This is a genomic window from Enterobacter cloacae complex sp. IR5450 (assembly GCF_049238665.1).
Lineage (GTDB): Bacteria > Pseudomonadota > Gammaproteobacteria > Enterobacterales > Enterobacteriaceae > Enterobacter > Enterobacter hormaechei_C.
The window spans coordinates 459,637-473,525 of sequence record NZ_JBMKIC010000001.1 but is presented as its reverse complement, the minus strand read 5'-3'; the positions used below and the strand labels follow the sequence as shown (position 1 = coordinate 473,525).

At 56.0% G+C, this 13,889-nt stretch carries 12 protein-coding genes; 11 read left to right on the top strand and 1 reads right to left on the bottom strand.

The genetic code is table 11. The features are described 5' to 3' along the window. Positions 1-8: 8 nt before the first annotated feature. The 11 genes from mutL to rlmB all read left to right on the top strand — a co-directional run bounded on the left by mutL (position 9) and on the right by rlmB (position 12,436). On the top strand, positions 9-1,853 hold the full coding sequence (mutL, locus tag ACOTYB_RS02145; protein ID WP_220153519.1) for a DNA mismatch repair endonuclease MutL: 1,845 nt from the start codon (positions 9-11) through the stop codon (positions 1,851-1,853). Continuing rightward, positions 1,846-2,796 (top strand): tRNA (adenosine(37)-N6)-dimethylallyltransferase MiaA, encoded by a 951-nt coding sequence (miaA, locus tag ACOTYB_RS02140; RefSeq protein ID WP_003855989.1) that lies wholly within the window; start codon positions 1,846-1,848, stop codon positions 2,794-2,796. Before mutL ends, miaA begins: the two co-directional genes overlap by 8 nt. A gap of 85 nt (positions 2,797-2,881) precedes the next feature. After that, positions 2,882-3,193 carry an RNA chaperone Hfq gene (gene hfq / locus ACOTYB_RS02135; RefSeq protein WP_220153520.1) on the top strand — a complete coding sequence of 104 codons (312 nt, stop codon included), beginning with the start codon at positions 2,882-2,884 and terminating at the stop codon, positions 3,191-3,193. Positions 3,194-3,267: 74 nt separating this feature from the next. After that, positions 3,268-4,548: a ribosome rescue GTPase HflX gene (gene hflX, locus ACOTYB_RS02130; protein WP_003855991.1), complete on the top strand. Its 1,281-nt coding sequence runs from the start codon at positions 3,268-3,270 to the stop codon at positions 4,546-4,548. A 56-nt stretch (positions 4,549-4,604) separates the two neighbouring features. Continuing rightward, positions 4,605-5,864, top strand: coding sequence for an FtsH protease activity modulator HflK (gene hflK, locus ACOTYB_RS02125; RefSeq protein WP_003855992.1), 1,260 nt, complete (start codon positions 4,605-4,607; stop codon positions 5,862-5,864). Positions 5,865-5,866: 2 nt separating this feature from the next. Further along, a complete protein-coding gene (hflC, locus tag ACOTYB_RS02120) occupies positions 5,867-6,871 on the top strand; it encodes a protease modulator HflC (protein ID WP_003855994.1) in 1,005 nt (334 codons plus the stop codon). A 71-nt stretch (positions 6,872-6,942) separates the two neighbouring features. After that, positions 6,943-7,140: a DUF2065 domain-containing protein gene (locus ACOTYB_RS02115; protein ID WP_003855996.1), complete on the top strand. Its 198-nt coding sequence runs from the start codon at positions 6,943-6,945 to the stop codon at positions 7,138-7,140. Positions 7,141-7,244: 104 nt separating this feature from the next. Next, positions 7,245-8,543, top strand: a complete 1,299-nt coding sequence (locus ACOTYB_RS02110) for an adenylosuccinate synthase (protein ID WP_032628076.1) — start codon at positions 7,245-7,247, stop codon at positions 8,541-8,543. A 192-nt stretch (positions 8,544-8,735) separates the two neighbouring features. Then, positions 8,736-9,161 (top strand): nitric oxide-sensing transcriptional repressor NsrR, encoded by a 426-nt coding sequence (gene nsrR / locus ACOTYB_RS02105; RefSeq protein ID WP_003855998.1) that lies wholly within the window; start codon positions 8,736-8,738, stop codon positions 9,159-9,161. Positions 9,162-9,199: 38 nt separating this feature from the next. Beyond that, on the top strand, positions 9,200-11,641 hold the full coding sequence (rnr, locus tag ACOTYB_RS02100) for a ribonuclease R (RefSeq protein WP_023315260.1): 2,442 nt from the start codon (positions 9,200-9,202) through the stop codon (positions 11,639-11,641). Between the two features lie 63 nt (positions 11,642-11,704). Then, a complete protein-coding gene (gene rlmB / locus ACOTYB_RS02095) occupies positions 11,705-12,436 on the top strand; it encodes a 23S rRNA (guanosine(2251)-2'-O)-methyltransferase RlmB (protein WP_003856001.1) in 732 nt (243 codons plus the stop codon). Positions 12,437-12,527: 91 nt separating this feature from the next. Here rlmB and ACOTYB_RS02090 read toward each other — a convergent pair whose 3' ends face one another. Further along, on the bottom strand, positions 12,528-13,802 hold the full coding sequence (locus ACOTYB_RS02090; protein WP_023315262.1) for an MFS transporter: 1,275 nt from the start codon (positions 13,800-13,802) through the stop codon (positions 12,528-12,530). Positions 13,803-13,889: the final 87 nt, after the last annotated feature.

Below are 13,889 nucleotides of genomic sequence, written 5' to 3'. Positions count from 1 at the left end.
GAGAGTTCATGCCGATTCAGGTTCTACCGCCGCAGCTCGCGAACCAAATCGCCGCCGGTGAGGTGGTGGAACGCCCTGCGTCGGTGGTGAAGGAACTGGTGGAAAACAGCCTCGATGCAGGGGCGACCCGCATTGATATCGATATCGAACGCGGGGGCGCAAAGCTTATTCGCATTCGTGATAACGGCTGTGGCATCAAAAAGGACGAACTGGCGCTGGCGCTGGCGCGTCATGCCACCAGTAAAATTGCCTCACTTGACGATCTGGAAGCGATTATAAGCCTGGGTTTTCGCGGCGAAGCGCTGGCCAGTATCAGCTCCGTTTCCCGCTTAACGTTGACCTCCCGCACGGCCGACCAGCAGGAAGCCTGGCAGGCCTACGCCGAAGGGCGCGATATGGACGTCACGGTTAAACCTGCGGCGCACCCGGTAGGCACCACGCTTGAAGTGCTGGATCTCTTCTATAACACGCCCGCCCGGCGCAAGTTTATGCGAACCGAGAAGACCGAATTCGGACATATCGACGAGATCATCCGCCGCATCGCGCTGGCGCGCTTTGATGTCACCCTCAACCTCAGCCATAACGGTAAGGTGATGCGCCAGTATCGCGCGGTGGCGGAGGGTGGACAAAAGGAGCGTCGGTTGGGCGCCATCTGCGGCACACCGTTTCTGGAAAAGGCGCTGGCCATTGAGTGGCAGCATGGCGATCTGGCCCTGCGTGGCTGGGTTGCCGATCCGAACGCCAGCAGCGCCGCGTTCGCAGAAATTCAGTATTGCTACGTCAACGGCCGCATGATGCGCGACCGCCTGATTAACCACGCTATTCGACAGGCCTGCGAAGATAAGCTCGGCGCCGATCAACAGCCCGCCTTTGTGCTTTATCTGGAGATCGACCCGCACCAGGTTGACGTTAACGTGCACCCCGCCAAGCACGAGGTGCGTTTCCACCAGTCGCGCCTGGTGCATGATTTCATCTACCAGGGCGTTGCCGCTGTATTGCAGCAGCAGGCAAAGCCAGAGTTGCCGCTGGCAAAAGAAGCGCCCGCGCCGCGCCCACTGCCGGAAAACCGCGTGGCGGCCGGGCGTAACCATTTTGCTGAACCGGCGGTCGCGCGCGAGCCGGCTGCTCCACGTTTATCCTCGGCGGGCAACGCGCCGCGACCAACCGGTGCCAACTATCCCAACGTCCAGCCGGGCTATCAAAAACAGCAGGGGGCGCTGTACCGCAAGCTGCTGGATACCCCGTCCGTTGAGCATAAAGAGCAGATCATAGTTTCAACGCCTTCGCTGGATGGACATAGCCAGAGTTTTGGTCGGGTACTGACCATTGTTGCTCCCGACATGGCGCTGCTTGAACGCGAGGGAAAACTGCTGCTACTGGCGCTTTCCGTGGCGGAGCGCTGGCTCAAACAGGCGCAGTTAACTCCGGGGGTGAATGCCGCCTGCGCGCAGCCGCTGTTGATTCCTGTTCGCCTGAAAATAACCCCTGAAGAAACAGGGGTTTTGCGGCGCGTGCAGACGCAACTGGCCGAAATGGGGATTGAAATCGTACTGGACGCGCAGCATGTGACAATTCGCGCAGTGCCTTTACCCTTACGCCAACAAAATTTACAAAACTTGATTCCTGAACTGATAGGCTACCTGGCGCAGCAAACGACGTTTGATGCCGCCGATACCGCGCAGTGGATCGCCCGCCATCTGGCCAGCGAACATTCGCCGTGGAGTATGGCGCAGGCGATTACCGTTCTGGCGGAGGTAGAACGCCTCTGTCCACAGCTGGTGAAAGCACCTCCAGGTGGCTTGTTACAACCTGTTGATTTACAAACGGCGATGACCGCCCTGAAACATGACTGATGTAAGTAAGGCGAGCCTGCCAAAGGCGATTTTTCTAATGGGGCCAACGGCCTCCGGCAAAACGGCGTTAGCCATTGAGTTACGTAAAGTTTTGCCAGTAGAGTTGATTAGCGTTGATTCAGCCCTCATCTACCGAGGGATGGACATCGGCACGGCGAAGCCCAACGCAGACGAACTGCGTGCGGCACCGCACCGTTTACTGGATATTCTCGACCCGGCACAGGCTTACTCCGCGGCAGATTTTCGCCGCGACGCCTTAGCCGAGATGGCCGAGATTACCGCCGCGGGACGCATACCGCTGTTAGTTGGCGGCACGATGCTCTACTTTAAGGCGCTGCTGGAGGGGTTATCGCCTCTGCCATCGGCCGATCCGGAAGTGAGAGCGAAGATTGAGCGGCAGGCGGCAGAGCAGGGGTGGGACGTTTTGCACAGGCAACTGGAAGAGATTGACCCGGTTGCCGCAGCGCGGATCCACCCAAACGATCCGCAAAGGCTTTCCCGGGCACTGGAAGTTTTTTTCATTTCGGGTAAAACTTTAACGGAACTGACGCAAACGTCAGGAGACGCTCTGCCGTATCAGGTGCATCAGTTCGCCATCGCCCCGGCGAGCCGTGAACTGCTCCATCAACGAATTGAGCAGCGTTTTCATCAGATGTTGGCTTCAGATTTTGAAGCAGAAGTGCGGGCGCTTTTTGCCCGTGGAGATTTGCATACGGACATGCCTTCCATTCGTTGTGTGGGGTACCGCCAGATGTGGTCGTATCTTGAAGGCGAGATTTCATACGATGAAATGGTTTATCGAGGTGTTTGCGCCACGAGACAGTTAGCGAAGCGCCAGATCACCTGGTTACGCGGTTGGAAGGGGGTTCACTGGTTAGACAGTGAAAAACCACAACAGGCGTTAAACGAAGTGATTGAGGTTATTGGTGATATCGCTGACTGAATGTGTACAATTAAGCCGTATCGTGCGCAATTTTTCAGAATCGCAAGGTTCTAAGTACAAAACAAGCATATAAGGAAAAGATAGAATGGCTAAGGGGCAATCTTTACAAGATCCGTTCCTGAACGCATTGCGTCGGGAGCGTGTTCCAGTTTCTATTTATTTGGTGAATGGTATTAAGCTGCAAGGTCAGATTGAGTCTTTCGATCAGTTCGTGATCCTGTTGAAAAACACGGTCAGCCAGATGGTCTACAAGCACGCGATTTCTACTGTTGTTCCGTCCCGTCCGGTATCTCATCACAGCAATAACGCTGGCGGCAGCACTGGCAGTAACTACCATCATGGCAGCAACGCGCAGGGTTCTTCAACACCAGCGCAGGACAGCGAAGAAACCGAATAAGGTTTTGGGCTGTTTTCCACACGGGGAGCCAGGGATCCTGCGTTCCCCGCTGATCTTTTTAGAGAGGTTTACGCTTGTTTGACCGTTATGACGCCGGTGAGCAGGCGGTGCTGGTACACATCTATTTTTCGCAAGACAAAGATATGGAAGACCTCCAGGAGTTTGAATCTCTGGTCTCTTCCGCCGGTGTCGAAGCAATGCAGGTGATTACCGGTAGCCGTAAAGCGCCGCACCCGAAGTATTTTGTAGGTGAAGGTAAAGCAGTAGAAATTGCGGATGCCGTAAAAGCAACCGGCGCATCTGTTGTGCTGTTTGATCATGCGCTGTCTCCGGCTCAGGAACGTAACCTGGAAGCTCTCTGCGAATGCCGTGTTATCGATCGCACGGGGTTGATCTTAGATATTTTTGCTCAGCGTGCGCGTACCCACGAGGGTAAGTTGCAGGTTGAGCTGGCGCAGTTGCGCCATCTGGCGACGCGTCTGGTGCGTGGCTGGACACACCTTGAAAGACAAAAAGGCGGGATTGGTTTGCGCGGCCCGGGTGAAACCCAGCTCGAAACCGACCGCCGTTTACTGCGTGGGCGTATTACCCAGATCCTTTCACGTCTGGAACGTGTAGAGAAACAGCGCGAGCAGGGGCGTCGGGCGCGAACCAAAGCCGACATTCCTACGGTGTCGCTGGTGGGCTATACCAACGCCGGTAAATCCACCCTGTTTAACCAGATAACCGAGGCCCAGGTGTATGCCGCAGACCAGCTGTTTGCGACCCTGGACCCAACCCTGCGCCGTATTGACGTCGCAGACGTGGGTGAAACTGTGCTGGCGGATACCGTAGGGTTTATTCGCCATCTGCCGCACGATCTGGTCGCGGCGTTTAAAGCGACGTTGCAGGAGACGCGTCAGGCGACCCTGCTACTGCATGTGATTGATGCGGCTGACGTACGCGTGCAGGAGAACATCGACGCGGTGAACGTGGTGCTCGAAGAGATCGACGCCCACGAAATTCCCACCCTGTTGGTGATGAACAAGATCGATATGCTGGACGATTTTGAACCGCGTATTGACCGAGACGAAGAGAACAAACCGATTCGGGTCTGGCTGTCTGCTCAGGCCGGGATTGGTGTGCCACTGCTTTTCCAGGCTTTGACAGAACGTCTTTCCGGTGAGGTAGCTCAGCACACGCTGCGACTGCCGCCACAGGAAGGCAGGCTGCGCAGCCGGTTTTATCAGCTTCAGGCGATAGAAAAAGAGTGGATGGAGGATGACGGCAGCGTGGGGATGCAGGTGCGTATGCCGATCGTTGACTGGCGTCGCCTCTGTAAACAAGAACCTGCGCTGGCGGACTATATCGTCTGATCAGAAAGGGGAAGCCTGAAAAATTCGCCCTTGCATAACAAATATGGAGCATATACATGGCGTGGAATCAGCCCGGTAATAACGGACAAGACCGCGACCCGTGGGGAAGCAGCAATAATCAAGGCGGCAACTCTGGGGGAAATGGCAACAAAGGTGGTCGCGAGCAGGGGCCGCCGGATCTGGATGATATCTTCCGCAAACTGAGCAAAAAGCTTGGTGGCCTTGGCGGAGGAAAAGGTTCTGGCTCGGGTGGCAATTCCACTCAGAGTCCGCGCCCGCCAATGGGTGGCCGCGTGGTGGGCATTGTCGCCGCTGCGGTAGTAATCATCTGGGCAGCCAGCGGGTTCTACACCATTAAAGAAGCAGAACGCGGTGTGGTCACCCGTTTCGGTAAGTTCAGCCATCTGGTTGAACCGGGCCTGAACTGGAAGCCGACCTTCATTGATGACGTGACCGCGGTTAACGTGGAGTCCGTCCGTGAACTGGCCGCCTCTGGCGTGATGTTGACCTCTGACGAGAACGTGGTGCGCGTTGAGATGAACGTACAGTACCGCGTGACCGATCCGGAACGTTATCTGTTTAGCGTGACCAGCGCCGATGACAGCCTGCGTCAGGCGACCGACAGCGCCCTGCGTGGCGTGATCGGTAAATACACCATGGACCGTATCCTGACCGAAGGTCGTACCGTTATTCGTAGCGATACCCAGCGTGAGCTGGAAGAGACCATCCGTCCGTACAACATGGGTATCACCCTGCTGGACGTCAACTTCCAGGCTGCACGTCCGCCGGAAGAGGTGAAAGCCGCCTTTGACGATGCGATTGCCGCGCGTGAAAACGAACAGCAGTACATCCGTGAAGCGGAAGCGTACACCAACGAAGTTCAGCCGCGTGCAAACGGTCAGGCGCAGCGTATACTGGAAGAAGCGCGTGCGTATAAGACCCAGACCATCCTGGAAGCACAGGGTGAAGTGGCTCGCTTCGCGAAGATCCTGCCGGAATATAAAGCCGCGCCGGAAATTACCCGTGAGCGTCTCTATATCGAGACCATGGAAAAAGTGCTGAGCCATACGCGTAAAGTGCTGGTTAACGACAACAAAGGCGGAAACCTGATGGTCCTGCCGCTGGATCAGATGCTGAAAGGCGGTTCTGCACCGGCAGCAAAAGACAACAGCGGTGCGAACAACCTGCTGCGTCTGCCACCGGCCTCGTCTGGCAGCGCCAGTGCGAACACAACGCCTTCTTCGAACGATGGTGACATTATGGACCAACGCCGTGCCAACGCGCAGCGTAACGACTACCAGCGTCAGGGGGAATAAGGATGCGTAAGTCAGTTATTGCGATCATCATCATTGTACTGGTCGTGCTCTACACCTCCATCTTTGTGGTGAAAGAGGGCGAGCGTGGGATCAAGTTCCAGTTCAGCAGCGTCGTGCGTGACGGCGACAAGCGTCCGGTGATTTATGAGCCGGGTCTGCACTTTAAGATCCCGTTCATTCAGTCAGTGAAAACGCTCGATGCGCGTATCCAGACCATGGATAACCAGGCCGATCGTTTCGTGACCAAAGAGAAGAAAGACCTGATCGTTGATTCCTATATCAAATGGCGCATCAGCGATTTCAGCCGCTACTTCCTGGCAACCGGGGGTGGCGACGTTTCTCAGGCAGAAGTGCTGCTGAAACGTAAGTTCTCTGACCGTCTGCGTTCTGAAATTGGTCGTCTGGATGTGAAAGACATTGTGACCGACTCCCGTGGTCGTCTGACGCTGGAAGTGCGTGATGCGCTGAACTCCGGCTCTGCGGGCACCGAGGATGAAGTTGAAACCCCGGCGGCAGACGATGCGATTGCCAAAGCGGCTGAACGTGTTCAGGCTGAAACCAACGGTAAAGTGCCGGTGATCAACCCGAACAGTATGGCGGCGCTGGGCATCGAAGTGGTTGATGTGCGCATCAAGCAGATCAACCTGCCAGCGGAAGTGTCCGAGGCGATCTACAACCGTATGCGCGCCGAGCGTGAAGCGGTAGCCCGTCGTCACCGTTCACAGGGTCAGGAAGAAGCGGAAAAACTGCGCGCGGCAGCGGACTATGAAGTCACCAAGACGCTGGCGGAATCTGAGCGCCAGGGTCGTATCCTGCGCGGTGAAGGTGATGCCGAAGCCGCGAAACTGTTTGCTGATGCATTCAGCCAGGATCCGGACTTCTATGCCTTCATTCGTAGCCTGCGCGCTTACGAGAATAGCTTCAAGAGCAACCAGGATGTGATGGTGCTCAGCCCGGACAGCGATTTCTTCCGTTATATGAAGACGCCGACCAACGCAACGCGATAAACTCAGGCTCGTTTGAGTATTCAAACCACCGCTCTTCACGGAGCGGTGGTTTTCTTTTATAAGGAACAAAAATGAATTCAACGATCTGGCTCGCGCTGGCCCTGGTTTTGGTGCTGGAAGGCCTCGGCCCGATGCTTTATCCGCGCGCATGGCGCCGGATGATCGCCACCATGAGCCAACTGCCGGATAATATTTTGCGTCGTTTTGGCGGTGGTCTTGTGGTTGCTGGTATCGTTATCTACTACATGTTGAGGAAAACGATTGGCTGATCAAAAACTAACCGCAATTGGCATATTTTAGGGTCAAAAAGTGCTGTATATCTGAAAAAGCGATGGTAGAATCCATTTTTAAGCAAACGGTGATTTTGAAAAAAATGGGTAACAACGTCGTCGTACTGGGCACCCAATGGGGTGACGAAGGTAAAGGGAAGATTGTTGATCTTCTGACTGAACGGGCTAAATATGTTGTACGCTACCAGGGCGGTCACAACGCAGGCCATACTCTCGTAATCAACGGTGAAAAAACCGTCCTCCATCTTATTCCATCAGGCATTCTTCGCGAAAACGTCACCAGCATCATCGGTAACGGCGTTGTGCTGTCTCCTGCTGCGCTGATGAAAGAGATGAAAGGTCTGGAAGACCGTGGTATCCCTGTTCGTGAGCGTCTGCTGCTCTCCGAAGCCTGCCCGCTGATCCTGGACTATCACGTGGCGCTGGACGTGGCGCGTGAAAAAGCGCGTGGCGCGAAAGCGATCGGCACTACCGGTCGTGGCATCGGCCCGGCATACGAAGATAAAGTGGCTCGTCGCGGTCTGCGCGTCGGTGACCTCTTCGACAAAGCGACCTTCGCTGAAAAACTGAAAGAAGTGATGGAATATCACAACTTTCAGCTGGTGAACTTCTACAAAGCTGACGCTGTTGACTACCAGAAAGTGCTGGATGACGTCATGGCGATTGCAGACATTCTGACCGGTATGGTTGTTGATGTGTCCGATCTGCTGGACCAGGCGCGCAAGCGTGGCGATTTCGTCATGTTCGAAGGTGCGCAGGGTACCCTGCTGGACATCGACCACGGTACCTATCCGTACGTTACGTCCTCTAACACCACCGCGGGTGGCGTGGCGACCGGCTCTGGTCTGGGTCCACGTTATGTGGATTACGTTCTGGGCATCATCAAAGCGTACTCCACACGCGTGGGTGCGGGTCCATTCCCGACCGAACTGTTTGATGAAACCGGCGAGTTCCTCTGCAAGCAGGGTAACGAGTTTGGCGCGACCACCGGTCGTCGTCGTCGTACCGGCTGGCTGGACGCCGTTGCCGTACGTCGCGCAGTGCAGATCAACTCCCTGTCTGGCTTCTGCCTGACCAAGCTGGACGTACTGGACGGCCTGAAAGAAGTGAAAATCTGCGTTGGCTACCGCATGCCAGATGGCCGCGAAGTGACCACCACTCCGCTGGCTGCTGACGACTGGGAAGGCATTGAGCCAATCTACGAAACCATGCCGGGCTGGTCTGAGACCACCTTCGGTGTGAAAGAGCGTAGTGGCCTGCCAAAAGCCGCGCTGGACTACATCAAGCGCATTGAAGAACTGACCGAAGTGCCGATCGATATTATTTCTACCGGCCCGGATCGTACTGAAACGATGATCCTGCGCGACCCGTTCGACGCATAATCTTCGTGACTGCTGGCCTGCGGGGAAACCCGTAGGCCGGATAAGCGCAGCGCCATCCGGCGACCGCTCCTGGATCTCCGCTTTTTCGCCCCGTCTGTCAAATAAATTAGCCGCTAACTATCTGGCTGGTTTATCATCATTAATGAATATCTCTGCGGTTTAACCGCGTTTTCCCTTTTTCCTGAGGTTGATGTGCAGTTAACAAGTTTCACCGATTACGGCTTACGCGCGCTGATTTACATGGCGTCGTTACCCGATGGGAAGATGACCAGCATCTCTGAAGTCACAGAGGTGTACGGTGTGTCCCGTAATCATATGGTCAAAATAATCAATCAACTTAGTCGTGCCGGATACGTTGCTGCCGTCCGCGGGAAGAATGGAGGGATCCGTCTCGGTAAACCGGCACAGAGTATCCGTATTGGCGATGTGGTACGTGAACTGGAGCCGCTCTCTCTGGTGAACTGTAGCAGCGCGTTCTGCCACATTACGCCCGCTTGCCGCCTGAAGCAGGCGCTTTCAAAGGCCGTGCAAAGTTTTCTCAAGGAACTGGATAACTACACGCTGGCCGATTTGGTTGAAGAGAATCAACCGCTTTATAAATTATTGCTGGTGGAATGAAGAAAATTTCCACCGGAGCTGACAACGGAGGAACCGACATGTCACAAGATCCTTTCCAGGAACGCGAAGCCGAAAAATACGCGAATCCTATCCCCAGCCGCGAGTTCATCATTGAACACTTAACAAAACGCGAAAAACCCGCCAATCGTGAAGAACTTGCCGTTGAATTAAACATTGAAGGTGAAGAGCAAATTGAAGCCCTTCGCCGCCGCCTGCGCGCCATGGAGCGTGACGGGCAGCTGGTCTTTACTCGTCGCCAGTGCTACGCGCTGCCAGAACGCCTCGACCTGCTGAAAGGCACCGTTATTGGTCACCGCGATGGCTTCGGCTTCCTGCGCGTGGAAGGCCGTAAAGACGACCTGTACCTCTCATCCGAACAGATGAAGATGTGTATTCACGGCGACCAGATCCTGGCGCAGCCGCTGGGTGCAGACCGTAAAGGCCGCCGCGAAGCGCGCGTGGTCCGCGTGCTGGTGCCGAAAACCAGCCAGATCGTTGGCCGTTACTTTACCGATGCGGGCGTAGGCTTTGTGGTGCCGGACGACAGCCGTCTGAGCTTCGACATTCTCATCCCGCCTGAAGAGGTAATGGGCGCACGCATGGGCTTTGTGGTGGTGGTTGAACTCACCCAGCGCCCAACTCGTCGCACAAAAGCGGTGGGTAAAATCGTTGAAGTGCTGGGCGATAACATGGGCACCGGCATGGCCGTCGATATGGCGCTGCGCACCCATGAAATTCCGTACGTCTGGCCGAAAGCGGTTGAAGACCAGATCGAAAACCTGCGTGAAGAAGTGCCGGAAGAGTCCAAAGCAGGCCGCGTGGATCTGCGCGATCTGCCGCTGGTCACCATTGATGGTGAAGACGCCCGTGACTTCGATGATGCCGTATATTGTGAGAAAAAACGTGGTGGTGGCTGGCGTCTGTGGGTGGCTATCGCGGATGTGAGCTACTACGTGCGTCCACACACGCCGCTGGATAACGAAGCGCGCAGCCGCGGTACGTCGGTCTACTTCCCGTCGCAGGTTGTACCGATGCTGCCTGAAGTGCTCTCCAACGGCCTGTGTTCCCTCAACCCGCAGGTGGACCGCCTGTGTATGGTCTGCGAAATGACCATCTCCAGCAAGGGACGTCTGACGGGCTATAAGTTCTACGAAGCGGTGATGAGTTCTCATGCGCGCCTGACCTATACCAAGGTCTGGCATATGTTGCAGGGCGATCAGGATCTGCGCGAACAGTACGCGCCGCTGGTCAAACACATCGAAGAGCTGCACAACCTCTACAAAACGCTGGATCAGGCGCGCGAAGAGCGCGGTGGGATCTCGTTTGAGAGTGAAGAGGCGAAGTTTATCTTTAACGCTGAGCGTCGTATCGAGCGTATCGAGCAGACCCAGCGTAACGATGCGCACAAGCTGATTGAAGAGTGTATGATCCTGGCGAACATCTCGGCGGCACGTTTCGTTGAGAAAGCCAAAGAGCCTGCGCTGTTCCGTATTCACGACAAGCCAACCACGGAAGCCGTAACCTCGTTCCGCTCCGTGCTGGCTGAACTCGGCCTGGAGCTGCCTGGCGGTAATAAGCCTGAGCCACGCGATTACGCCGAGCTGCTGGAATCCATCAGCGATCGTCCTGACGCGGAAATGCTGCAAACCATGCTGCTGCGCTCCATGAAGCAGGCGATTTACGATCCGGAAAACCGGGGCCACTTTGGTCTGGCCTTACAGTCGTACGCGCACTTTACCTCGCCGATCCGCCGTTATCCGGATCTGTCCCTGCACCGTGCGATCAAGTATCTGCTGGCGCACGAGCAGGGTCATAAAGGCAATACGACCGAAACCGGAGGGTATCACTACTCCATGGAAGAGATGCTGCAACTGGGCCAGCACTGTTCCATGACCGAGCGTCGTGCGGATGAAGCAACGCGCGACGTGGCGGACTGGCTGAAGTGTGACTTTATGCTGGATCAGGTGGGTAATATCTTTAAAGGCGTGATTGCCAGCGTCACCGGCTTTGGCTTCTTCGTGCGTCTGGATGAGCTGTTTATCGACGGTCTGGTGCACGTTTCCAGCCTCGATAACGATTACTACCGCTTCGACCAGGTCGGACAACGTCTGATCGGCGAATCCGGCGGCCAGACCTACCGTCTGGGCGATCGGGTGGAAGTGAAGGTTGAAGCCGTGAATATGGACGACCGTAAAATCGACTTCAGCCTGATCTCCAGCGAGCGCGCGCCGCGTAACGTCGGGAAAACCGAGCGTGAGAAAGCGAAAAAAGGTGGCAACGGTAAAGCGGGCGGCAAGCGACGTCAGGCAGGTAAAAGAGTAAACTTTGAGCCAGACAGCGCTTTCCGTGGCGAGAAGAAACAGAAGCCCAAGGCGGCAAAAAAAGACGCTCGTAAAGCGAAAAAACCGTCGACCAAGACCCAAAAAATAGCGGCCGCGACCAAAGCGAAGCGCGCGGCGAAGAAACAGCAGGCGGAGTAATTTCCCCTCACCCTGACCCTCTCCCCAACGGGAGAGGGAAAATATTTATTACGAGAACCATCAATGAGTGAAATGATTTACGGCATCCACGCGGTGCAGGCCCTGCTGGAGCGCGCGCCGGAGCGTTTTCAGGAAGTTTTTATTCTGAAAGGGCGAGAAGATAAACGTCTGATGCCGCTGATCCACGCGCTGGAAGCGCAGGGCGTAGTGATCCAACTGGCGAACCGCCAGTATCTGGATGAGAAAAGCGAAGGAGCTGTACACCAGGGCATTATCGCGCGCGTGAAGCCAGGCCGTCAGTATCAGGAGAACGATCTGCCGGATCTGATCGCTGAGCTGGATAACCCGTTCTTCCTGATCCTTGATGGCGTAACCGACCCGCATAACCTGGGCGCGTGCCTGCGTAGCGCCGATGCAGCAGGCGTGCATGCGGTGATTGTGCCAAGAGATCGTTCCGCGCAGCTTAACGCTACCGCTAAAAAAGTTGCCTGCGGCGCGGCGGAAAACGTTCCGCTGATCCGCGTGACTAACCTGGCGCGCACCATGCGTCTGTTGCAGGAAGAGAATATCTGGATCGTTGGCACGGCCGGTGAAGCGGATCACACCCTGTATCAGAGCAAAATGACCGGCCGCATGGCGCTGGTGATGGGGGCAGAAGGTGAAGGCATGCGTCGTCTGACGCGCGAGCACTGCGACGAGCTGATCAGCATCCCGATGGCAGGCAGCGTGTCGTCCCTGAACGTTTCTGTTGCGACGGGTATCTGCCTGTTCGAAGCGGTGCGTCAGCGCGGGTAGCCTGTTGTGCCGGGTGGCGGCTTCGCCTTACCCGGCCTACAAAAGCATGGTAACGTAGGCCCGCTAAGCGCAGCGCCACCGGGCAACAATCTCACTCCTCTAACGACCGTAAATGGTCATCCTTCCTCAGCGTCATCAGCGCGAAAATACTCACCACCGCCGTTGCCATCACGTAGTACGCCGGAATATCCAGATTGCCCGTCTCTTTAATCAGCCCGGTAATGATCAGCCCCGCACAGCCCGAGAAGATCGCATTCGACAGAGAATAGGCCAGCCCCAGCCCGGTATAACGCACGCGCGTCGGGAACATCTCAGACAGCATTGCCGGCCCCGGCCCTGCCAGCATCCCAACCAGACCTCCCGCAATCAGCACCACAATCGCTTTGACCGCCAGCGTACTGGTTTCCGCCTGCAAAATTTTCAGCAGCGGCAGGGCGAGGATCAGCAGGAGCACGGTGGAGATAATCATCACCGTCCGCCGCCCGATCCTGTCGCTCAGCATGCCCGACGGAATGATCGTGAGCGCAAATCCAATGTTAGAAATCACCGCAATCAGCAGCGCCTGGTTAAAACCGGTGTGTAGCGCAGATTGCAGATAGGTCGGCATAATCACCAGATAGGTATAGCCCGCCGCAGACCAGACCATCACGCGGCCAATGCCCATCAGGATGGTTTTGAACGTGGCGGCGGTGGTGGCCTGAGTAACAACCGGTTTTTCCCGTTGCTGCACAAAGCTCGGCGTCTCTTCCATGCTCACCCGCAGCCATAGCGCGACCGCACCCATCGGCAACGCCAGGAAGAACGGAATGCGCCAGCCCCAGTCGTGCAAGGCTTCAGGGGAGAGCAGGGCAGAGAGCAACGCGACAATGCCTGCTCCCGCTAACAGCCCGAGCGCCACGGTGAAGGACTGCCATGCCCCGTAAAGACCGCGCTTGCCGCGCGGGGCGAACTCCGTCATCAATGAGACCGCACCGCCATACTCACCGCCCGCGAACAGTCCTTGCAGAATACGCAGGAGTGTAACGATCAGCGGCGCGGCAATCCCGATACTGGCGTAGACCGGCACAATACCGATGGCAGCGGTGGCGAGCGTCATCAATACCAGCACGATAATCAGCGTCGGTTTGCGGCCAATCCTGTCGCCAATGCGGCCAAAGACCACCGCACCCAGCGGACGGAAGAAGAAAGCGATGGCGAACGAGGCCCAGGTAAGGATCAGGCTGGTGAGCTCCGCTTCCCCCTCAAGCTGGAAGAAGTTTCTGGCAATCACCGTTGCCAGAAAACCGTAGACCGCAAATTCATACCACTCGATGAAATTACCGATGGAGCCTGCAATTAATGCACGCTTGTGCGCATCCTGTTGCATAACGATCCTCACAAAAACAGGGTAAGAATAAATTATTCAGCATTAGTGAAGTAATGAAATAGTTTATTCTTATGTTCTGTGAGCTAT